Here is a 22622-nt window from a genome sequence, read left to right on the forward strand (position 1 = left end):
AACTCACTCATAACGTAGCGCCTCCGCAGGCTGGGTGCGCGCCGCACGCCAGGCTGGATACAGGGTGGCGAGGAAACTCAGGACCAATGCCGCGCCGCAGACCATCAACACGTCCTCGGCCATCAGTTGCGACGGCAGGTAGTCGATGAAGTACACGTCGGCATTCAGGAATTTATGGCCGATCAGGCCTTCGAGGGCGGAGATCGCGGCACTGACATTCAACGCCGCCAGCATCCCCAGCACCGCGCCGATCAGGGTGCCAACCACACCAATGACGGTGCCCTGGACCATGAAGATCGCCATGATGGTGCCCGGTGTAGCGCCCAGGGTACGGAGAATGGCGATGTCGCCTTTCTTGTCGTTCACCACCATCACCAGGGTCGAGATGATGTTGAACGCAGCCACCGCGACGATCAGCAGCAACAGCAGGCCGATCATGGCTTTTTCCATGCGGATGGCCTGGTACAGGTTGCCGTGGGTACGGGTCCAGTCACGGGCGTAGAAATGGTTCTCGCCCAACTGCTGGGCAATTTCCCAAGCGGTGCGCGGGGCCTGGAACAGGTCGTCGAACTTCAGCCGCAGGCCCTGGACCTGATCCGGCTTCCAGCGATGCAGGCGGCCCAGGTCTTCCAGATTGGTCAGGCCCAGGTAGCCGTCGATCTCGCCGGCGCCGACATGGAAGATGCCGACCACGGTAAAGCGCTTCATGCGCGGAAACATGCCGGCCGGGGTCACCGTGACTTCCGGCGCGACGAAGGTCAGCTTGTCGCCCAGGCCGACGCCCAGCTTGGCGGCCGCCTTGTCACCGATGACGATGCCGAAGCTGCCGGGCGCCAGCGCGTCCAACTGCCCCTGCTGCATGAAGTGGTCGATGATCGACACCTGCCGTTCCTGCTGCGGATCGATGGCGTTGAGCAACACCTTCTGCACCTGACCATTGTTGGTCAGCAGGCCCTGCATCTGGGTGAACGGCGCCACCGCCAGCACTTTCGGATTCTGCCTGACCTTGTCGGCCAGGCTTTGCCAGTCGCTGATGGGCTCGCCGGATTCGATGGTGGCGTGGGGCACCATGCCCAGCACGCGGGTGCGCATCTCATGATCGAAGCCGTTCATCACCGACAGCACCACGATCATCACGATCACGCCGAGGGCGAGTCCGATCATCGAGGTCAGGGAAATGAATGACACAAAATGATTGCGACGCTTTGCACGGGTATAACGCGTGCCGATAAAAGCAAACAGAGGTCTGAACATGTCGGGGCTTGTGCAGAGGAAAAGAAGACGTCCTTGTGGCGGGGCCTGGTAAGCAGCTTTACACTCAGACCACTGCCTCTACCATGGGTTCGCCATGTCGACATTAGATGAAGAAGATCGCCGCGAATACTACCGTATCGAGGACGCGATCGCACTGGAAATTAGCCCCTTGTCCGCCCACGACGCGGCGAGCAAGGAAGTGTTGCAGGATGAGTCTCCGCTGTTCAATCTGCTCAGCGAGCTGCACCTGAGCGAATTCGAATCCCAGCACCTGCTGCGCCAGGTCAGCGAGCGCGATCGCACCCTGGCCAGCTACCTCAAGGCCATGAACAAGCGCATCGACCTGCTCAGCCAAGTGGTGGCGCAGACCGTGTTCGGCAAGTTCGGCGAACCGCAGCGGGTGATCCTTTCCGAAGGTGGCATCGAGTTCAACCACCACTTGAGCTACGCCAAGGGCAGCCATCTGGCCGTGAAGCTGCTGTTGATGCCCCAGGCCCTGGGCCTGCTGCTGCGGGCCAAGGTCATTCACTGCGAGCCACAAAGCTTCGGCACCTTCGAGATCGGCACCGAGTTCGAAGCATTGACCGATGCCCAACGCCAGCTGCTGGCACGCTATATCCTGCAAAAACAGGCCCAGCAACGCCGCCTGGCCCGGGAGCAGAGCGACCCCGCCGCCGGCTGAGCAGTACGCCCGCCCCACCTCTTGTGAAACAACATCCGTGAAGGAGCAATTGTGACCCTGATCTATGGCCATCGCGGCGCTAAAGGCGAAGCACCGGAAAACACCCTGACCAGTTTTCAGGAATGTCTCAAGCACGGCGTGCGCCGTTGCGAGCTCGACCTGCACCTGTCAATGGACGGCGAGTTGATGGTGATTCACGACCCGACCCTCAAGCGCACCACCGACCGGCGCGGCAAGGTGGTGGAGCATTCCGCCGCGGAACTGGTGACCTACGACGCGCGCAAGGGCGGCCCGGGCTGGGTCAGCCCCTGCCCTATTCCGCGCCTGGAAGAGCTGTTCGAGAAGTGCGACTTCGAGCACTGGCAGCTGGAGGTCAAGAGCGCCTCGCGCACTCGCGCCGCCACCACCGTACTGGCGATTCGGGAAATGGCCCAGCGCTTCGGCCTGCTGGACAGGGTCACCGTGACCTCAAGCTCGCGGGAAGTGCTGAAAGCGGCGGTCGAGCTGACCCCGGACCTGTCTCGCGGACTGGTCGCCGAATACGCCTGGCTCGACCCGTTGAAGGTCGCCCAGAGCTACGGCTGCGAGATTCTGGCGCTGAACTGGACCCTGTGCACCCCGGAGCGTCTGCAGCGGGCGCAGCGTCAGGGCTTGCATGTGTCGGTGTGGACGGTCAACGAGCCCGCGCTGATGCGCAGGCTCGCCGACTTCGGCGTAGATAGCCTGATTACAGACTTTCCCGGTTTGGCCAGCGCCACCCTCGAGAATTACTGAAATCGGTCTCCCCGGCCGGCTCAGGCCACCGGCCGGAGCCGCTCAAAAAAGCCGGTTGAGGCCGTCGTATGCCGCTACCCGATAGGCTTCGGCCATGGTCGGGTAGTTGAAGGTGGTGTTGACGAAGTACTTCAGGGTGTTGTGTTCACCCGGCTGGTTCATGATCGCCTGACCGATGTGGACGATTTCCGAAGCCTGGTAGCCGAAGCAGTGCACGCCGAGAACTTCCAGGGTTTCCCGGTGGAACAGAATCTTCAGCATGCCTTGCGGTTCACCGGCGATCTGCGCGCGGGCCATGCCCTTGAAGAACGCCTTGCCCACTTCATACGGCACCTTGGCCTGGGTCAGCTCCTGCTCGTTTTTGCCGATCGAGCTGATCTCCGGAATGGTGTAGATCCCGGTCGGCACGTCGTTGACGAAGCGCCAGCTGCCGTTGTCGACAATGCTGCCGGCAGCGGAGCGACCCTGGTCATGGGCGGCACTGGCCAGGCTTGGCCAGCCGATCACGTCACCGGCGCCGTAGATGTTCGGCACGCAGGTGCGGTAGTTCTCGTCGACCTCGATCTGGCCGCGGCTGTTGACCTTGACCCCGATGTTCTCCATGCCCAGCTTGTCGGTGTTGCCGGTCCGGCCGTTGCACCAGAGCAAGGCGTCGGCCTTGATCTTCTTGCCGGATTTCAAGTGCAGGATCACCCCATTGTCGACGCCCTCGACGCGGTCGTATTCCTCGTTGTGGCGCACGGTGATGTTGTTGTTGCTGAAGTGGTAGCTCAGGGCCTGGGAAATCTCCGAGTCCAGGAAGCTCAGCAACTGGCCACGGTTGTCCACCAGCTCCACCAGCACCCCAAGGCCACTGAAGATCGAGGCGTATTCGCAACCGATGACCCCGGCGCCGTAGACGATGAGTTTGCGCGGGGTGTGGCCGAGGCTGAGGATGGTGTCGCTATCGTAGATACGCGGGTGGCTGAAATCGATGTCCGCCGGGCGATAAGGGCGTGAGCCGGTGGCGATGATGATGTGCTTGGCGACCAGCTTTTCCACCACGCCATTGGCGCAGACCACTTCCACGGTCTGCTCGTCGGCGAAGCTGCCCGTGCCGAAGAATACGTCGACCCGGTTGCGGGCGTAGTAGCCAGTGCGCGAAGCCACTTGCTTGGAGATGACCTTCTCGGCGCTCTTGAGCACGTCCGGGAAGGAGAACCAGCGCGGTTCGCCAATGGCCCGGAACATCGGGTTGGTGTTGAACTGCATGATCTGCCGGACCGAGTGACGCAGGGCCTTGGACGGAATGGTACCCAGGTGGGTGCAGTTGCCGCCGACCTGGCGACGGCTATCGACCATCGCCACTTTGCGTCCTGCTTTAGCGGCGTTCATCGCCGCACCTTCTCCAGCGGGGCCCGAGCCCAGCACCACTACGTCGTAGTTGTAGACAGCCATGCGTACTCCTCAGAACAGGCCGAGATGCCCTTCTGGCATCTCCGGCTAAATCATGCCGCGGCCAGCGGCATGAAGGATCAATTTGGCTCGGTTACGAACCCGGGCACAGTCTATAGAAGCGTCAACGCCGCGCACATTAACCCTTGGTCGCGTCGTAGGCTACTTTTGCCTGCACTACAGGGCCCGTAAGCGTGCACGGGGTTATTGTTTTTGCCCGGCCAGCAGCGCATCGAAGGCCGGGGTGCTGCGTGTGACGAAACCTTTATCGGCACGCATCACAAAAAATCCGGCGATGGCGTGTTTTTCCGCGTAATCCCAACCCGCTTGCGGGCCGAGTATCAGCAACAGCGTCGACAGGCCATCGGCCATCAGCGTCGAAGGATGAATCACCGTGACCGAGGCCAACTGATGGGTAATCGGCTTGCCGAACCGGGCATCGAAGGTGTGGGAATAGCGCTGGCCGTCCTGCTCGAAGTAATTACGGTAGTCGCCAGAGGTGGATACGCCATAACCGTCCAGGGCAATCACCCGCTGGGCCACCTGCTGGTCGTCACGGGGCTCCTCCAGGGCTATGCGCCAGGGCGTGCCGTCGGGTTTGCGCCCCACCGCCTTGAGCTCGCCGGTGGCCTCGGCCAGAAAGCTGTCGATCCCCATCTGCGCCAGCCGCGCAGCGATGCGATCCACCGCATAACCGGCCGCGATGCTGTTGAAATCCACCTCCACCGGCGCATCCTTGCACAGGTCCTGGCCTTCGATACGCAAATGCCCGTGCCCTACACGCTGCAGAACTTCGGCCAGGGCTGACGCACTGGGAACCTTTTCCTCACGCCCCTGGGGCCCAAATCCCCAAAGATCGAGCAGCGGCTCCACCGTCAGGTCGAAAGCGCCATCACTGTCCCGGGACAACTGCTCGCCCACCTGCACCAGCTGCAAAACCGGCCCAGGCATCGGCTGGCAGCTGTTAGCGGGCAGACCATTGAAACGCTCGATATCCGAGTCACTGCGGTAAGTGGACATCTGCCGGTCGACCTCGGCCAGAATCCCCTCGACCTCGGCCTGAACCTGGGACGCGGCCGGGCCATCGGCGTGCTGCACATACTGCACGGACCAGGTGCTGCCCATGGTTGGCCCGGAGAGGTTTTGCAAACGATCGCCACCACACCCCGCTGTCAGCGCCAGCACGACACACAAGACGCCCCATCGTGATCTTTCGTTATCCGCCAAGGTTTTCCTCCCGATCAGCCGCGCAACAGGGTCGACTGACATTACAAATGGCCATTATGCGACAGACGGAGCCTGACGGCGCGCGCGCCCAGCCCCTAGCCTGTACGCAGAGCCTTGATCTAGAGCCACTTCATCACACCCAAGAGTTTTTGTTGCCGGATGGCCCTCATACACATATCGTTACAAAACTGTTCAGCGTGCAGGCCTGTGCCCCGACTTTGCAGTAAGGGACGCCTAACGACCAGGGATTGCTAATAAGACAGCCAAAGTGAGTGAAAAAAATGTCCACGACCACGGGCAAAGGCAAGGCGATCTTTCGCGTTGTCAGCGGCAACTTTCTCGAGATGTTCGACTTCATGGTCTACGGCTTCTATGCCACGGCAATCGCCAAGACCTTCTTTCCTGCCGACAGTGCCTTCGCCTCGTTGATGCTGTCCCTGGCGACCTTCGGCGCCGGCTTCCTGATGCGCCCCCTGGGGGCGATCTTCCTCGGCGCCTACATTGACCGCCACGGTCGTCGCCAGGGCCTGATCATCACCCTGGCGCTGATGGCCGCAGGCACGGTACTGATTGCCTGCGTGCCAGGCTACGCCACCCTCGGTGTCGCCGCGCCCCTGCTGGTATTGCTGGGACGGCTGCTGCAGGGCTTCTCCGCAGGCGTCGAACTGGGTGGCGTATCGGTGTACCTGGCCGAAATCTCGACCCCGGGCCGCAAGGGCTTTTTCGTCAGCTGGCAGTCGGCCAGTCAACAGGCCGCGGTGGTGTTCGCCGGCTTGCTGGGCGTGGGCCTGAACCACTGGCTGAGCCCCGAGCAAATGGGCGAATGGGGCTGGCGCGTGCCGTTCCTGGTGGGCTGCATGATCGTTCCGGCGATCTTCATCATCCGCCGCTCGCTGGAGGAAACCCCGGAATTCCAGGCCCGCAAGCATCGCCCTACATTGCAGGAAATCGTCCGTTCCATCGGTCAGAACTTTGGCATCGTCATCGCCGGCATGGCCTTGGTGGTGATGACCACCGTGTCCTTCTACCTGATCACCGCCTATACCCCGACTTTCGGCAAGGCCGAGCTGCACCTGTCGGACTTCGACGCGCTGCTGGTGACCGTGTGCATCGGCCTGTCGAACTTCTTCTGGCTGCCGGTGATGGGTTCGCTGTCGGACAAGATCGGCCGCAAGCCGCTGCTGCTGGGCGCAACCATCCTGGCGATCTTCACCGCTTACCCGGCGCTGTCCTGGCTGGTGGCCAACCCCAGCTTCAGTCATCTGCTGATCGTCGAACTGTGGTTGTCCTTCCTCTATGGCTCGTACAACGGCGCCATGGTGGTGGCCCTGACCGAGATCATGCCGGTGGAAGTGCGCACCACGGGCTTCTCCCTGGCCTATAGCCTGGCGACCGCAACCTTCGGCGGCTTCACTCCGGCGGCCTGCACCTACCTGATCCACGTCCTGGGCAACCAGGCGGCACCGGGCATCTGGCTCAGTGGCGCGGCGGTACTGGGGCTGATTGCCACCCTGGTGCTGTTCCGTGGCAACCGCCACGCACTGCGTACCGCACAAGCGGCAACCGCGCGCGGCGCCTGAGACAAAAGCTCCGCTGGCAAGCCAGCTCCTACGGGATTGCGCTGGCTTAGCTTGCTGGCGCAAGCCACAAACAAAAACGCCCCGACAAGTCGGGGCGTTTTCATTTCAGCTGTCGCTTAGCGTGGGAACGCTGGCGGGTTGACCCCGGCCATGTCTTCCATCACGCGCACGACCTGGCAGCTGTAGCCGAACTCGTTGTCGTACCAGACGTACAGAACAACGCGGTTGTCCTGAACGATGGTGGCTTCGGCATCGACCACACCGGCGTGACGCGAACCAACGAAGTCGGTGGACACCACTTCCTGCGAGTTGACGAAGTCGATCTGCTTGTGCAGATCCGAGTGCAGCGCCATGTAGCGCAGGTACTCGTTCATCTCTTCACGGGTGGCGGCTTTCTCGAGGTTCAGGTTGAGAATGGCCATCGACACGTTTGGTGTTGGAACGCGGATCGCGTTACCGGTCAGCTTGCCGGCCAGCTCAGGCAGGGCCTTGGCAGCAGCAGTGGCGGCACCGGTTTCGGTGATCACCATGTTCAGCGCGGCGCTACGGCCACGACGATCACCCTTGTGGAAGTTGTCGATCAGGTTCTGGTCGTTGGTGTACGAGTGAACGGTTTCGACGTGACCGTTGATGATGCCGAACTTGTCATTCACAGCCTTGAGCACCGGCACGATGGCGTTGGTGGTGCAGGAAGCAGCGGAGACGATCTTGTCTTCAGCGGTGATTTCGTTGTGGTTGATACCGTGAACGATGTTCTTCAGCTTGCCTTTGCCAGGAGCGGTCAGAACCACGCGGTCGATACCCGGGCAGGCCAGGTGCTGGCCCAGGCCGTCGGCGTCACGCCATACACCGGTGTTGTCCACCAGCAGCGCGTTCTTGATCCCGTACTGGGTGTAGTCCACCTCGGTCGGGTTCTTCGCGTAGATGACCTGGATCAGGTTGCCGTTGGCGGTGATGGTGTTGTTTTCTTCATCGATGGTGATGGTGCCGTTGAACGAACCGTGCACCGAATCGCGACGCAGCAGGCTGGCGCGCTTGGTCAGGTCGTTTTCGGCGCCTTTGCGCACCACGATGGCGCGCAGACGCAGGCCGTCGCCGCCACCGGTTTTCTCGATCAGGATGCGCGCCAGCAGACGGCCGATACGACCGAAGCCGTACAGGACAACGTCGGTGCCTTTGCGGGCCGAAGCGTTTTGCTGGCCAACCACGTCAGCCATTTCTTCACGCACGAACTGCTCGGCGCTGCGGCCATTGCCTTCGTTGCGGAATTTGAACGCCAACTTGCCCAGGTCTACCGAAGCCGCGCCGAGCTTGAGCTCGCTCATGGCCTTGAGCAGTGGGAATGTTTCGTGGACGGAGAGTTCGCTGTCGTCGGAGGAGCGATGGCGAGCAAAGCGATGAGCCTTGAGAATCGCGATGACAGACTGGTTGATCAGGCTGCGGCCATAGATCGAGCTCACCACATTGTTATTGCGGTAGAGCTGACCGATAAGCGGAATCATCGCTTCTGCGAGTGCTTCACGGTCGATCCATTCACCAAGACACTGGTCGGGCTTCTGAGTCACGGGAACCTTCCACATGTAGGGGCAGAAAAAAGGGGCTACATTATGCCGCCCCGCTCTTGCCGTAGCAATGCGCGCCTGTCGTGCGGAACGTAACAAAAAGCCCTTGCAAAAAAACACCACTGCGCTGGAGGCCAGTAAAACCGCGGCTTCCAGCGGCGTCAATTTTTTGGACAGCTTACCTGCCTGTCTGTAACCCTCCGTAACACCGGCCGGATTCGGCACTACATTTGCGTCCAAAAAGCACATTTTGTTGTCATAGCCACTACATTTGCCCTGACCGGCGTAATAGACGCATCAGCCACTGACAGTGGCCACCCGGGGCCGTTACAATTACTGACTTTCGTCGCAACGCTTGGAGCTTGACCGTCCGTGCCCGTCCTGCGTCTACCGCTACTCCCTGCCGCCGCCGGTAAACAGCATTGGGGCAACCTGCCCGGTGCCGCCCTGAGCCTGGCCATCGCCGAAGCCGCCAGCGCTGCCAAGCGCTTTACCCTCCTGCTGACCGCCGACAGCCAAAGCGCCGACCGGCTGGAACAGGAGCTGGGCTTCTTCGCCCCGGACCTGCCGGTGCTGCATTTTCCCGATTGGGAAACCCTGCCCTACGACCTGTTCTCGCCGCACCAGGACATCATTTCCCAGCGCATCGCCAGCCTCTACCGGCTGCCAGAGCTGGAACACGGAGTGCTGGTGGTGCCGATCACCACCGCCCTGCATCGCCTGGCACCAACCCAGTTCCTGCTGGGCAGCAGCCTGGTGCTGGATGTCGGCCAGAAGCTCGATGTGGAGCAGATGCGCACGCGCCTGGAGGCCAGCGGCTACCGCTACGTCGACACGGTCTACGAGCACGGCGAATTCACCGTGCGCGGCGCGCTGATCGACCTGTTCCCCATGGGCAGCAAACTGCCGTACCGCATCGATCTGTTCGACGACGAAATCGAGACCCTGCGTACCTTCGACCCGGAGAATCAGCGCTCCATCGACAAGGTCGACTCGGTGCGCCTGCTGCCGGCCAAGGAATTCCCCCTGCAGAAGGAAGCGGTGACCCGTTTCAAGGCGCGCTTTCGCGAACGCTTCGACGTGGACTTCCGCCGCTGCCCGATCTTCCAGGACCTGAGCAGCGGGATTACCCCTGCCGGTATCGAGTACTACCTGCCGCTGTTCTTCGAAGAGACGTCGACCCTGTTCGACTACCTGCCCCAGGACACCCAGGTGTTCTCCCTGCCGGGCATCGAACAGGCCGCGGAAAACTTCTGGAACGATGTCCGCAACCGTTACGAAGAGCGCCGCGTCGACCCTTCGCGTCCGCTCCTGCCACCGGCCGAACTGTTCCTGCCGGTGGAAGACTGCTTCGCCCGCCTGAAAAACTGGCCACGGGTGGTGGCCAGCCAGCAGGACATCGAAACCGGCGTCGGTCGCGAACGTTTCCCGGCCCACGAACTGCCCAACCTGGCCATCGAGGCCAAGGCCAACCAGCCACTGGCGGCGCTCTCGGGCTTCCTCGACGAATTCCCCGGCCGAGTGCTGTTCACCGCTGAATCCGCCGGGCGCCGGGAAGTGCTGCTGGAGTTGCTGGAACGCCTCAAGCTACGCCCCAAGACCGTCGACAGCTGGCCGGACTTCGTCGCCAGCAAGGAACGCCTGGCGATCACCATCGCGCCCCTGGACGAAGGCCTGGTGCTGGATGATCCGGCCCTGGCCCTGGTGGCCGAAAGCCCATTGTTCGGCCAACGCGTGATGCAGCGCCGGCGCCGGGAAAAACGTGCCGACGCCAACAACGACGCGGTAATCAAGAACCTCACCGAGCTGCGCGAAGGCGCGCCGGTGGTGCACATCGATCACGGTGTCGGCCGCTACCTGGGTCTGGCGACCCTGGAGATCGACAACCAGGCCGCCGAGTTCCTGACCCTGGAATACGCCGAGGGCGCCAAGCTCTACGTGCCCGTGGCCAACCTGCACCTGATCGCCCGCTACACCGGCAGCGACGACGCCCTGGCACCGTTGCACCGCCTGGGCTCGGAAGCCTGGCAGAAAGCCAAGCGCAAGGCCGCCGAACAAGTCCGCGACGTGGCCGCCGAGCTGCTGGACATCTACGCCCGCCGCGCCGCCCGCGAAGGTTACGCCTTCGCCGATCCGAAGGCCGACTACGCCACCTTCAGCGCCGGCTTTCCGTTCGAGGAAACCCCGGACCAGCAGAGCACCATCGAAGCGGTGCGCGAGGACATGCTCTCGGGCAAACCGATGGACCGCCTGGTGTGCGGCGACGTCGGCTTCGGCAAGACCGAAGTGGCCATGCGCGCCGCTTTCATTGCGGTCCACGGCGGCAAGCAAGTGGCGATCCTGGTGCCCACCACCCTGCTCGCCCAACAGCACTACAACAGCTTCCGCGACCGTTTCGCCGACTGGCCGGTAACCGTGGAAGTGATGAGCCGCTTCAAGTCGGCCAAGGAAGTGAACGCCGCAGTGGCGGACCTGGCCGAAGGCAAGATCGACATCGTCATCGGCACTCACAAGCTGTTGCAGGACGATGTGAAGATCAAGAACCTGGGGCTGGTGATCATCGACGAAGAACACCGTTTCGGCGTGCGCCAGAAGGAACAGCTCAAGGCCCTGCGCAGCGAAGTCGACATCCTCACCCTGACCGCCACGCCGATCCCGCGGACCCTGAACATGGCCGTCTCAGGCATGCGTGACCTGTCGATCATCGCTACCCCGCCGGCCCGCCGCCTGTCGGTGCGAACCTTCGTCATGGAGCAGAACAAGAGCACGGTCAAAGAAGCCCTGCTGCGCGAACTGCTGCGCGGCGGCCAGGTGTACTACCTGCACAACGACGTGAAGACCATCGAGAAATGCGCCGCCGAGCTGGCCGAACTGGTGCCCGAAGCCCGGATCGGCATCGGCCACGGGCAGATGCGCGAACGCGAACTCGAACAGGTGATGAGCGACTTCTACCACAAGCGCTTCAACGTGCTGATCGCCTCGACCATCATCGAGACCGGTATCGACGTGCCCAGCGCCAACACCATCATCATCGAGCGCGCCGACAAGTTCGGCCTGGCCCAGTTGCACCAGTTGCGCGGCCGGGTCGGCCGTAGCCACCACCAGGCCTATGCGTATCTGTTGACGCCACCGCGCCAGCAGATCACCCCAGACGCGGAGAAGCGCCTGGAGGCCATCGCCAACACCCAGGACCTGGGGGCCGGTTTCGTCCTGGCCACCAACGACCTGGAGATCCGTGGCGCCGGCGAACTGCTGGGCGACGGCCAGAGCGGGCAGATCCAGGCGGTAGGCTTCACCCTTTATATGGAGATGCTCGAGCGCGCGGTGAAAGCCATCCGCAAGGGCGAACAGCCGAACCTCGACCAGCCCCTGGGTGGCGGCCCGGAAATCAACCTGCGCCTGCCGGCACTGATTCCCGAGGACTACCTGCCGGATGTGCATGCACGCCTGATTCTCTACAAGCGCATCGCCTCGGCCGCCGACGAAGACGGCCTGAAGGACCTGCAGGTGGAAATGATCGACCGCTTCGGCCTGCTGCCCGAGCCGACCAAGAACCTGATCCGCCTGACCCTGCTCAAACTCCAGGCCGAAACCCTGGGGATCAAGAAGGTCGATGGCGGCCCGCAAGGCGGGCGTATCGAGTTCGCCGCGGACACTCCGGTGGACCCGCTGGCACTGATCAAACTGATCCAGGGCCAGCCCAAACGCTACAAATTCGAAGGCGCAACCCTGTTCAAGTTCATGGTGCCGATGGAGCGCCCGGAAGAGCGCTTTAATACATTGGAGGCACTGTTTGAACGCCTCACCCCGAAAACTGCTTGAAGGACGCCCCATGCGCCTGTTCCGCTCCCTGACCCTGCTCCTGACCCTGGTCGCGCCCATGGCGTTTGCCGACGACCTGTACCAGGTGGAAATGATCCTCGTCCGGCAGAATGCCGAGCCGCAGATCCTCAGCCGTGCCGCCCCGGAAGACTGGGCCGCCGGCGCTCAACACCTGAGCCCGGACAGCCAGCGCACCCCCTCTCTGGGTGCAATCGTCGAGAAGCTCAACGCCAGCGGCAACTACAGCGTGCTGCTGCACAAGGCCTGGCAGCAGACCCTGGGGGAAACCCCAGTCAAGGTCGCCCTCAGCGACGGGCCGGAACAGTTCGGCCAGTTCCCCATCGAAGGCACCCTGAACCTCAAGCTCGGGCGTTTCACCGATGTCGACGCGGACTTCTGGATCAATCAGATCGACAGCAATGGCCTGGTCACCCGCAGCGAACGCCTGAAACAGCAAAGCCACACCAAGAACGGTCAGCTCAACTACCTGGACAACGGCCATCTGGCCCTGCTGATCAAGATCACCTCGCTCACCGCACCGGCGCCGCGCCCCGCTCCAACTGAAATACCGGACTGATCGAAGTCCCTATGAACCCGCCCCTGACCAAACCCCTGGCCCCGTCCTGGGTCAACCGCTTCAAGGAACAAACCCTGGAACGCGGCCGGCGTTATGCCCTGGAAAAACGCGTGCGCATCGTCAGCGCCGCAGACAGCGCTATCACCGCCAGTTGCGAAGGCTCCAATGGCAATGTCTACCGGCAGAGCATCAACCTGCGCGAGTCGAGCAAGGGCAGCCTGTTGCTGATCGACACCCATTGCAGCTGCCCGGTACGCAGCAACTGCAAACATGTGGTCGCCGTCCTGCTGCAAGTGGAAGAAACCCTGGCCTTCCCGGCGGCGGCCAAGGACGCCGAACTGCTGGAGAAACTCTCTGCCGTGCTCGACAGTCGCCGCCCTGCCGCCCTGCCCCAGGTGCTGCTGGAGGATGTGCGCCCCGTGCCGCGCCTGTGGCTGGCCAGCATCGAGTTCAGCGCCTTCGAGCCGCGCAACGGCAAGATGCAGCGCTACATCCAGCACCGCGCCGCGCTGTCGTTCAACTACAAGGGCGAGTACGTCAGCGGCCAGAAGAATGCCGATGTGATCATCCGCCAGGAACATCAGAGCCTGCGCATCAAGCGCCAGCCAGAGCTGGAGCAAGGCTGGCGCGAACAATTGCGCAACCTGGGTTTCAAGATCGCCACCCGGCAGAGCAAGGCCCTGCCGGAAAGCGCCGGCGAACTGTTCGAGATGGTCAATGACAGCGCCTGGCTGACCTTCACCCTCAATGAGCTGCCCAAACTGCGCAGCCTGGGGTGGGAACTGCAGATCGATGAAGGCTTCGGCTTCGACCTGACCGCGGTGGACGATTGGTATGCCAGCGTCGACGAGGCTCCGGGCCGCGACTGGTTCGATCTGGAACTGGGGATCATCGTCAACGGCGAGCGCCTGAGCCTGCTACCGATCCTGCTCAACCTGATGCGCTCCCACACCGAGATCCTCAACCCGGAACGCCTGGCCAAGCGCCGCGACGACGAACTGATCCTGGTGAACATTCCCCACCGCCCCAACTCCTTGCACGGCCCGCTGCAAGTGGCCCTGCCCTATGGGCGCCTGAAGCCGGTGCTGGCCACTCTGGGGGAGTTCTACCTGCAGGAGCCCGGCGAAACCACCCTGCGCCTGAGCAGCGCCGACGCTACCCGCCTCAACCCGCTGCAGGACCTGCCGCTGCTGTGGGAAGGCGGCGAACACATTCGCACCTTCGCCCAACGCCTGCGGGACATCCGCGACTACTCAGCGCCAGCGCCGCAAGGCCTGAATGCCACCCTGCGCCCCTACCAGCTGGAGGGCCTGAGCTGGATGCAGTCCCTGCGCCAGCTGGAAGTGGGCGGCATCCTGGCCGACGACATGGGCCTGGGCAAGACCCTGCAGACCCTGGCGCACATCCTCAGCGAGAAGAATGCCGGGCGCCTGGACCGGCCGTGCATGGTGGTGATGCCCACCAGCCTGATTCCCAACTGGCTGGACGAGGCGGCGCACTTTACCCCGCAACTCAAGGTTCTGGCGCTGTATGGCGCGGGACGCAAGAAACACTTCGCGCAACTGGCCGACTACGACCTGCTGCTGACCACCTACGCGCTGTTGCCCAAGGATGTCGAACAGCTGGCCGCGCAACCCTTGCATGTGCTGATTCTCGATGAGGCGCAGTACATCAAGAACCCGTCGAGCAAGGCCGCCCAGGCCGCACGCGAACTCAACGCCCGACAGCGCCTGTGCCTGTCCGGCACGCCTTTGGAAAACCATCTGGGGGAGCTCTGGTCACTGTTCCACTTCCTGTTGCCGGGCTGGCTTGGCGATGCCAAGAGCTTCAACCGCGACTACCGGGTGCCGATCGAAAAGCACGCCAGCGAAGTGCGCCTGCAACACCTCAACGGCCGGATCAAACCCTTCCTGCTGCGCCGCACCAAGGAGCAAGTGGCCACAGAGCTGCCGCCCAAGACCGAGATCATCCACTGGGTCGAACTCAACGAGGCGCAACGGGACGTCTACGAAACCATGCGCCTGGCCATGGACAAGAAAGTCCGCGACGAAATCACCCGCAAGGGCGTGGCCCGCAGCCAGATCATCATCCTTGAAGCCCTGCTCAAACTGCGCCAGGTGTGCTGCGACCTGCGCCTGGTCAATGACTCGCCCCCGGCGCGCGGCAGCTCCTCGGGCAAGCTGGACAGCCTGATGGAGATGCTTGAGGAGCTGTTTGAGGAAGGCCGACGCATTCTGCTGTTTTCCCAGTTCACCTCGATGCTGAGCCTGATCGAGGCCGAGCTGAAACGACGCAACATTGCCTATGCCCTGCTCACCGGCCAGACCCGGGATCGGCGCACGCCGGTACGGGATTTCCAGAGCGGCAAGCTGCAGATCTTCCTGATCAGCCTCAAGGCCGGCGGCGTAGGCCTGAATCTGACCGAGGCCGACACCGTGATCCACTACGATCCGTGGTGGAACCCGGCAACCGAGAGCCAGGCCACCGACCGCGCCTACCGTATTGGCCAGGAAAAGCCGGTATTCGTCTACAAGCTGATCGCCCGCGGCACTGTGGAAGAGAAGATCCAGCACCTGCAACAGGAGAAATCGGACCTGGCGGCAGGTGTGCTGGACGGGCGCAAGGCCGGCGACTGGAAGCTGCAGAGCGAAGACATCGAAGCCCTGTTCGCTCCGTTGCCGGACAAGAAAACCGGCCGCTGAGGCCGGTCAATCTGCGGGCACCGGGCGATTCGCGGTGCCGCGCCGAACCACCTCAATCGATCAACTGCGCGGCCTTTAGAGCCTCAAGAGCCGCAAGCCAGCGCGGGTCCTGCTTGTATTCCAGATGGGCGAACGCCTGACCGCGCATTCGGGCAAGACGTGGCGACGGCTGCACCTTCAAGCGCTGGGCGGCGCTCAGGGCCAACTCGGCTGCGGCGCGATCGTTGCACACCAGCCCCATGTCACAACCGGCCGTCAGGGCCGCCTCGATCCGGCTTGCCGCATCGCCGACGACATGGGCGCCGGCCATGGACAGGTCGTCACTGAAGATGACCCCGTCGAACTGCAACTCGCCACGCAGAATGTCCTGCAGCCAGCGTCGGGAGAAACCGGCCGGCTGCGGGTCGACCTGCGGATAGATGACATGGGCCGGCATCACTGCCGCCAACTGCTTGCTCAAGCGGGCGAACGGCAGCAGGTCCTTGGCGCGGATTTCGTCCAGGCTGCGCTCGTCATTGGGAATCGCTACATGGGAGTCGGCCTCGGCCCAGCCATGTCCGGGGAAATGCTTGCCGGTGGCCGCCATCCCGGCGCTGTTCATGCCGCGGATAAAGGCACCGGCCAACAGTGCCGCGCGCTGCGGATCGCCCTCGAAAGACCGGCTGCCCACCACCGCACTGCGCTGGTGATCGAGATCCAGGACCGGGGCAAAGCTCAGGTCCAGCCCCACCGCCAGGACCTCGGTGGCCATGATCCAGCCGCACTGCTCGGCCAGGTACTCGGCATTCGGGTTGTCGGCCAAGGCGCGCATCGCCGGCAGACGGACAAAGCCCTGACGCAATCGCTGCACCCGGCCACCTTCCTGATCCACCGCCAGCAGCAGGTCCGGGCGGATCGCCCGGATCGCCGCGCTCAGCTCGCGCACCTGGCGTGGGTGCTCGATATTCCGCGCAAAAATGATCAGCCCGCCCACCTGCGGCTGACGCAGGAGTTGGCGATCTTCAGCCGTCAGCCAGGTACCGGCGACGTCCACCATCAAGGAGCCTTGCAGGCCAGCGGTCATAACATTTCCTTAGATACGAATGCGCACGCCATCGACGATGGCTCCCGCATGACGCAGGACCAAGCCTCATCCGCGACGGACGCAAGCGGGCCAATCAACATCGATAAGGGGAAGGCACAGGGGTAAAAAAACAGAGTCGGCATGGGCGGCTAGCTTAGCGGATGCAAGCTGTCACGCCCACCCGTGAGGTCAAGCCTTGGCGACTGCCGGGGCTGATTTGCTGCGCGGCTTGAGCTGGGCGCTGGCCATGACTTCATCGGTGACCCCGGTTTCGGCACGCATGCCGGCAGCGAGGAACGGCACCATCAGTCGCATCACTTGCTCAATGGAGGTGTTGACCCCGAAATCGGTTTCGGCGATAGCCCGCAACGCCTTGATTCCGGACATGCTGAACGCCGCTGCACCGAGCATGAAATGCACGCGCCAGAACAGCTCGATGGGTGGAATACGTGGCGCCGCCTCATTGACCAGCAGCATGTAACGGCGGAACACCTTGCCGTACATGTCTTCCAGATAACGCCGCAAATGCCCCTGACTCTGGCTGAAGGCAAGCCCCAGCAGGCGCATGAAGATTGACAGGTCGTTGCCACTGCGTGGCTGCACCACCAGCGCCTGCTCGACAAGGATTTCCAGTAGTTCTTCCAGGCTCGGCTTACTGTCCGGCCTAGCCTGACGCCGCTCCAGCTCACGATCGAGACTGATGCAGAAAGGCCCGAGGAAGCGCGAGAACACCGCCTGGATCAGGGCCTTTTTGGAACCGAAATGATAGTTGACCGCTGCCAGGTTGACCCCGGCCTTGCTGGTAATCAGCCGCAACGAGGTTTCGGCAAAACCTTTTTCCGCGAACAACTGCTCGGCAGCATCGAGAATGCGTTCAACGGTTTCCGACTGGGCCATGGCTACTCCGCCTGACAAACACTTGTTTGAAACATACGTTTCAGGCTTATCAATGTCAAGCCTGCCAGCCTCTGCGAAGGCCGTCCGGGGCGCTATTTAATCATACCTGCCGCGGTCTGTAGCCAGCCTTGAGCAGTGGATGGCTACCCCGGAATGACAACCACCCGGCCGACCACGGCAAATGGAGGATTGCCAAGCAACGTTCACTGTATATAATCCCAGTCACTGTATAAAAAGACAGAGCGATCGACATGCTAAAACTGACGCCACGCCAAGCTGAGATTCTGGCTTTTATCAAACGCTGCCTTGAAGACAACGGCTATCCGCCAACACGCGCCGAGATCGCCCAGGAGCTGGGTTTCAAGTCGCCCAACGCCGCCGAAGAACACCTCAAGGCCCTGGCCCGCAAAGGCGCCATCGAGATGACCCCAGGGGCCTCTCGCGGCATCCGCATCCCTGGCTTCGAGGCCAAGACCGACGACTCGCTGCCCATCATCGGCCGCGTTGCCGCTGGCGCCCCCATCCTGGCCCAGCAGCACATTGAAGAGTCCTGCAACATCAACCCGACCTTCTTCCATCCTCGTGCCGACTATCTGCTTCGGGTCAACGGCATGAGCATGAAGGACATCGGCATCTTCGACGGCGACCTGCTGGCAGTGCATACCACCCGCGAGGCCCGTAACGGCCAGGTGGTGGTGGCACGCATCGGCGATGAAGTCACGGTCAAGCGCTTCAAGCGCGAAGGCAGCAAAGTCTGGCTGATTGCCGAAAACCCTGATTTCGCCCCTATCGAAGTCAACCTGAAAGATCAGGAACTGGTGATCGAAGGCTTGAGTGTCGGCGTCATTCGCCGCTAAAGGAGGCTCCATGCAGTTCCCCCATACACCACAGCAAGCCCAACTGCCGCTGTTTGAAGCGTTCCTGGCCCAGCCCTTGGCGCCTGCACTCAAAGAAGTGGTCGAGTCGCCCTGGAATAAAGATCCAGAGGCTTTCAGCGAACTGTCGTTACGCGGCGCCGCCGGGAACTGCCTGAACCTCCTGGCCCCCATTCTCAGGGAGTTGAGCCAGGAGCAGGACGCACGATGGCTGACCCTGATCGCCCCGCCCTCAAGCCTGACCCAAAGCTGGCTGCGGGATGCCGGCCTGAATCGCGAACGCATCCTGCTGCTTCACCCCCGGGGCTCTCAAAGCCCACAGCAACTGGCGTGCGAAGCCCTGCGCCTGGGGCGTAGCCACACGGTGGTCAGTTGGCTGAATCCACTGAGTGCCAGCGCACGGCAACAGCTGATCGGCGCCGCACGCACGGGAGATGCGCAAAGCCTGAATATTCGCCTGGGATAAACACCGGGAAGCCACTACACAATGCGCTTGAAAAGCACGAGGCTTCTCCAGGATTGAGAAGCCGAGATAAATATGACGAACAACCGGAAGAAAACCGATAAACGGGCTTAGTGAAGAACCCTCGGACCGTCTTCCTTGTCGATTTCACCCTCTACCAGGCGTCCGGCCATCTGCACACCGACGCTCAACATGGCCTTGGCCACCTCAACATGCTGACCTTGCAAAAAGGCTTTGGCATCCTCGGAGAAATCCAAAGTAACCAGAGAACCCTCGTCCTCAGCTCTGCGCAGCTCAATACGGCCGTCTGGCAACTCGACAATTTCTAGAAAGGACGTTGGCATAAAGGTCTGGTCTCCACGAAAGGCGGGGATTATATCAGTCATCGCCCCCGCCTCGCTCAGGATCTTGCACCAGACGTAGTACCCCTCAACAGATGTGAGCCCCTGCCCCGCTCAAGAAATGCGGCGCTCCAGCTCTCGAAACTCCATGCCTGCGGATTTCGGAGCACCGTGACCGGCCGTTTCGGTTGATCGTGACCGGTCATTTCGCTAACGCGTGACCGCTCATTTCGGTAGCAACGTGACCGATTTTCCGCCTGTTCCGAAACAGGTGGTCACGGCTTACCGAAATCGCCGGTCACGACTTAGCGAAAGCCTTCCCCTTCGTTGCGCATGACCTGATGCGCCGCCATCCTCGACCGATTTCGGGAGAGGAAGATGGCGGCGCCGCGAGTAGCCATGCGAAACATCAAAGAATGTCTGCGCCTCAAGTTTGAGGCCGGCTTGTCCCACGAGAAGATTGCCCGTGCCTTGCAGCTGTCCAAGGGCGTGGTTAGCAAGTACATCGCGGCGGCGCGGGTGGCCGGGCTGGACTGGCCGGCGCTGGTGGCCATGGACGAGGCCGCGCTGGCGGCCGCCTTGTTTGCACCGACGTCGACGAACAAGCCGCGCGGTGAGCGAGTGCTGCCCGATGTGCTGAGCATCCACCGCGAGTTGCGACGCAAGGGCGTGACCTTGCAGCTGCTGTGGGAGGAATATCTCGCCGCGCATGCGGGCCAGCCGACCTACCGCTACACCCAGTTCGTCGAGCACTACCGGCGCTACGCCCAGACGCTCAAACGTTCGATGCGTCAGCTGCACCGTGCGGGCGAGAAGCTATTCATCGACTATGCCGGGCCGACGCTGCCGGTGGTCGACCCGGCCACCGGCGAAGTGCGCCGGGCGCACATCTTCGTCGCCGCCCTGGGCGCCTCGAATTACACCTATGCCTGCGCGACGCCAGGCGAAACCCAGGTGGACTGGCTGACCTCGCTGGGCCAGGCTCTGACCTACTTTGGCGGCGTGCCGGAAATGGTTGTGCCGGACAATCCGCGCGCCCTGGTCGCCCAGCCGGATCGCTACGAGCCGGGCCTGAACCGGGCCACGCTGGAGTGCGCGCGTCATTACCAGACGGTGATCCTGCCGGCACGGCCACGCAAGCCTCAGGACAAGGCCAAGGCCGAGGTGGCGGTGCAGGTGGTCGAGCGCTGGATCATGGCGCGGCTGCGCCATCGGCAGTTCTTCAGCCTGCATGCGCTTAACCAGGCCATCGCCGAGCTGCTGGAGGATCTGAATCGGCGCCCGTTCAAGCGGCTCGATGGCTGCCGGCGCGACTGGTTCGAGCGCCTGGATCGCCCGGCCTTGCGAGCGCTGCCGGTGCATCCCTACGAGGTCGCCACCTTCAAGCGCTGCAAGGTCAGCATCGACTACCACATCGAGGTCAATGGCAGCTTCTACAGCGTGCCCTCCGCCCTGGCCCGGCAGAACGTGGACGTGCGACTGACGGCACACACCCTGGAAGTGCTGCATGGCAACCGGCGGGTGGCCAGCCACCTGCTGCTGGGGCGACGCGGCGCTTACAGTACCCAGCGCGAGCACATGCCCGCGGCGCACCAGGCGCATCGCGAATGGACGCCACAACGCCTGCTCGACTGGGGCGCGCGGATCGGCCCCTACACGCGCCAACTGATCGATCACCAACTGACCCACAAGCCGCACCCGGAGATGGGCTACCGCGCCTGCCTCGGCCTGCTCTCGCTGGCCCGGCGCTATGGCAATGCACGCCTGGAAGCCGCTGCCGAACGTGCCGTACACCTGCGCGCCTTCACCGGGCGCAGCGTGCGCAACCTGCTCCAGCAAGGCCTGGATCAACAGCCGCTGCCCCAGCGTGCCGCCGAAACGACCTTACCCGGCGACCACGAGAACGTCCGTGGCGCCGACTACTACCAACCCCCGCAACAGGAGCTGTTCGATGATGCCGCAACACACCCTGAATCAACTGCACCAGCTACGCCTGGACGGCATGGCCCGCGCCCTGGAAGAGCAATGGACGCTGCCGGCCAGCCACAGCCTGAGCTTCGATGAACGCCTCGGCCTACTGCTCGACCGCGAACTGGCCTGGCGTGACAACCAGCGCCTGGTACGGCTGCGCAAGAAGGCCAAGCTCAAGTACGCCAACGCCTGCCTGGAAGATCTCGACCGCCGCACCGGACGCGCCCTGGACGAGCGTCTGATCGCCACCCTGGCCAGTGGCGACTGGATCCGCCAGCAGCACAACCTGCTGCTGACCGGCCCGACCGGTGCCGGCAAAACCTGGCTGGCCTGCGCCCTGGGCAACCAGGCCTGCCGCCAGGGCTATAGCACCCTGTACCTGCGCACCCCGCGCCTGCTGGAACAACTGCGCATCGCTCATGGCGACGGCAGCTTCGGCCGTACCCTGCAACAGCTGGCAAAGGTCGACGTCCTGGTGCTGGACGACTGGGCGCTAGCCCCGCTGGAGGAAGGAGCCCGGCATGACCTGCTGGAGGTGATCGACGACCGCGCTGGCAGCCGCTCCACCATCCTGACGAGCCAACTGCCCATCGAGCACTGGCACGGCTGGATCAACGACCCGACCCTGGCCGATGCCATCCTCGACCGCCTGGTGCACAACGCCTACCGACTGACGATGAAAGGCGAGTCGCTGCGCCGAAAAAAAGCCGAGGAACAAGCCGCATCGTGACCGATGCGATTACAATCCAGAACCCGCGCAACCGGGGTGGAAGCACCGGTCACGTATTAGCGAAACGCTCGGTCACGTTCACCGAAATCCGCACCATGCCAGTCCACCTCAAAAATTCGGCTTGTATTCAAAACCCGCCGAAGCCTGGCTGTCGGAAAATGGTGTGATCGGCGACTTGTTCAAGCTCAACCGATTAACCAAGGAACCGGGAAACATCTGAATGGAGTTGTTGAAATGCTCCACATTCAGGTTGAACAGGGTAATGGCTCCGCCGATATTGCCTTCCTGCTCTGCAACCTCACGCATCAGGTTGCTCAACAGCGTGACGGACTTGAGGTCCGGATAGGCCTCAAACGCCAGGTTCAAGCCCCCCAACAGGGCTTTGCCACCCTCGTCGACCGATTTCAGGGCATCGCCATCGGCGGCAGATGGCAAGCTGTCAATGGCGCTACGCAAGCCAACGATCTTTTCCAGCAGTTGGCTCTCATAAGCCTGAAAACCCGCCACTTGCGGTTCCAGCAGATCCAGCACCTTGATTCGCTGCCGCTGGTAGGTCAGCACGTCCGACCAGGCTCGCTGGGCGCGGTTGTATGCACTGACAATCTTGTTGTAGTGCACATAAGCCAGAACGCCCAAGGCAATCGCAATGACCAACAACAACTCCATAC

Annotated in this window: 18 protein-coding genes; 10 read left to right on the forward strand and 8 right to left on the reverse strand. The window is 62.6% G+C overall.

Features of this window, described 5'->3' with window-relative positions; translation table 11 throughout:
- Nucleotides 1–3 precede the first annotated feature (3 nt).
- Nucleotides 4–1254 carry a lipoprotein-releasing ABC transporter permease subunit gene (locus tag BLV47_RS20405; protein WP_092316550.1) on the reverse strand — a complete coding sequence of 417 codons (1251 nt, stop codon included), beginning with the start codon at nucleotides 1252–1254 and terminating at the stop codon, nucleotides 4–6.
- 94 nt (nucleotides 1255–1348) lie between these two features.
- On the opposite strand from BLV47_RS20405, the gene BLV47_RS20410 reads away from it, so the two are divergent.
- Nucleotides 1349–1936 (forward strand): PilZ domain-containing protein, encoded by a 588-nt coding sequence (locus tag BLV47_RS20410; RefSeq protein WP_016967734.1) that lies wholly within the window; start codon nucleotides 1349–1351, stop codon nucleotides 1934–1936.
- A 51-nt stretch (nucleotides 1937–1987) separates the two neighbouring features.
- A complete protein-coding gene (locus BLV47_RS20415; RefSeq protein ID WP_092316551.1) occupies nucleotides 1988–2710 on the forward strand; it encodes a glycerophosphodiester phosphodiesterase in 723 nt (240 codons plus the stop codon).
- Between the two features lie 42 nt (nucleotides 2711–2752).
- Here the strand turns inward: BLV47_RS20415 and sthA are convergent, their stop codons facing one another.
- Nucleotides 2753–4147 carry a Si-specific NAD(P)(+) transhydrogenase gene (sthA, locus tag BLV47_RS20420; protein WP_092316553.1) on the reverse strand — a complete coding sequence of 465 codons (1395 nt, stop codon included), beginning with the start codon at nucleotides 4145–4147 and terminating at the stop codon, nucleotides 2753–2755.
- Nucleotides 4148–4348: 201 nt separating this feature from the next.
- Complete coding sequence (locus BLV47_RS20425; RefSeq protein WP_092317339.1) at nucleotides 4349–5326, reverse strand: FAD:protein FMN transferase; 978 nt, start codon at nucleotides 5324–5326, stop codon at nucleotides 4349–4351.
- A 326-nt stretch (nucleotides 5327–5652) separates the two neighbouring features.
- Between BLV47_RS20425 and tcuC the strand changes: the two genes are divergently transcribed.
- On the forward strand, nucleotides 5653–6951 hold the full coding sequence (tcuC, locus tag BLV47_RS20430; RefSeq protein ID WP_092316555.1) for an MFS transporter: 1299 nt from the start codon (nucleotides 5653–5655) through the stop codon (nucleotides 6949–6951).
- A gap of 116 nt (nucleotides 6952–7067) precedes the next feature.
- Here tcuC and BLV47_RS20435 read toward each other — a convergent pair whose 3' ends face one another.
- Nucleotides 7068–8531 carry a glyceraldehyde-3-phosphate dehydrogenase gene (locus BLV47_RS20435; protein ID WP_016967095.1) on the reverse strand — a complete coding sequence of 488 codons (1464 nt, stop codon included), beginning with the start codon at nucleotides 8529–8531 and terminating at the stop codon, nucleotides 7068–7070.
- Between the two features lie 354 nt (nucleotides 8532–8885).
- On the opposite strand from BLV47_RS20435, the gene mfd reads away from it, so the two are divergent.
- From mfd to BLV47_RS20450, 3 genes are read left to right on the forward strand one after another with little or no spacing between them, the layout of a single operon-like run.
- The gene (gene mfd, locus BLV47_RS20440) at nucleotides 8886–12335 is read left to right on the forward strand and encodes a transcription-repair coupling factor (protein WP_092316557.1); all 3450 of its coding nucleotides are present in this window, start codon (nucleotides 8886–8888) and stop codon (nucleotides 12333–12335) included.
- Nucleotides 12336–12345: 10 nt separating this feature from the next.
- Nucleotides 12346–12912, forward strand: a complete 567-nt coding sequence (locus tag BLV47_RS20445; protein ID WP_092316559.1) for a CsiV family protein — start codon at nucleotides 12346–12348, stop codon at nucleotides 12910–12912.
- Between the two features lie 11 nt (nucleotides 12913–12923).
- Complete coding sequence (locus BLV47_RS20450) at nucleotides 12924–15614, forward strand: DEAD/DEAH box helicase (RefSeq protein ID WP_092316561.1); 2691 nt, start codon at nucleotides 12924–12926, stop codon at nucleotides 15612–15614.
- A gap of 52 nt (nucleotides 15615–15666) precedes the next feature.
- Here the strand turns inward: BLV47_RS20450 and nagZ are convergent, their stop codons facing one another.
- Both nagZ and BLV47_RS20460 read right to left on the reverse strand, forming a co-directional pair.
- The gene (gene nagZ / locus BLV47_RS20455; protein WP_208605308.1) at nucleotides 15667–16665 is read right to left on the reverse strand and encodes a beta-N-acetylhexosaminidase; all 999 of its coding nucleotides are present in this window, start codon (nucleotides 16663–16665) and stop codon (nucleotides 15667–15669) included.
- Nucleotides 16666–16866: 201 nt separating this feature from the next.
- Complete coding sequence (locus tag BLV47_RS20460; RefSeq protein ID WP_092316565.1) at nucleotides 16867–17574, reverse strand: TetR/AcrR family transcriptional regulator; 708 nt, start codon at nucleotides 17572–17574, stop codon at nucleotides 16867–16869.
- 251 nt (nucleotides 17575–17825) lie between these two features.
- On the opposite strand from BLV47_RS20460, the gene lexA reads away from it, so the two are divergent.
- Entirely contained in the window at nucleotides 17826–18431 is a 606-nt protein-coding gene (gene lexA / locus BLV47_RS20465; protein ID WP_092316567.1) for a transcriptional repressor LexA, read from the forward strand.
- A 10-nt stretch (nucleotides 18432–18441) separates the two neighbouring features.
- Nucleotides 18442–18915, forward strand: coding sequence for an SOS-induced cell division inhibitor SulA (gene sulA, locus BLV47_RS20470; protein ID WP_092316569.1), 474 nt, complete (start codon nucleotides 18442–18444; stop codon nucleotides 18913–18915).
- A gap of 107 nt (nucleotides 18916–19022) precedes the next feature.
- Here the strand turns inward: sulA and BLV47_RS20475 are convergent, their stop codons facing one another.
- Entirely contained in the window at nucleotides 19023–19256 is a 234-nt protein-coding gene (locus tag BLV47_RS20475; protein WP_011060267.1) for a hypothetical protein, read from the reverse strand.
- 375 nt (nucleotides 19257–19631) lie between these two features.
- Here BLV47_RS20475 and istA point away from each other — a divergent pair, with 375 nt between their 5' ends.
- Nucleotides 19632–21317: an IS21 family transposase gene (istA, locus tag BLV47_RS20480; protein ID WP_062838241.1), complete on the forward strand. Its 1686-nt coding sequence runs from the start codon at nucleotides 19632–19634 to the stop codon at nucleotides 21315–21317.
- Nucleotides 21205–21954, forward strand: a complete 750-nt coding sequence (gene istB, locus BLV47_RS20485; RefSeq protein ID WP_062838242.1) for an IS21-like element IS1474 family helper ATPase IstB — start codon at nucleotides 21205–21207, stop codon at nucleotides 21952–21954. Before istA ends, istB begins: the two co-directional genes overlap by 113 nt.
- Nucleotides 21955–22062: 108 nt before the next feature.
- Here istB and BLV47_RS20490 read toward each other — a convergent pair whose 3' ends face one another.
- Entirely contained in the window at nucleotides 22063–22620 is a 558-nt protein-coding gene (locus BLV47_RS20490) for a LemA family protein (RefSeq protein ID WP_092316571.1), read from the reverse strand.
- Between the last annotated feature and the right edge of the window lie 2 nt (nucleotides 22621–22622).

The sequence above is a fragment of the Pseudomonas saponiphila genome (assembly GCF_900105185.1).
GTDB lineage: Bacteria > Pseudomonadota > Gammaproteobacteria > Pseudomonadales > Pseudomonadaceae > Aquipseudomonas > Aquipseudomonas saponiphila.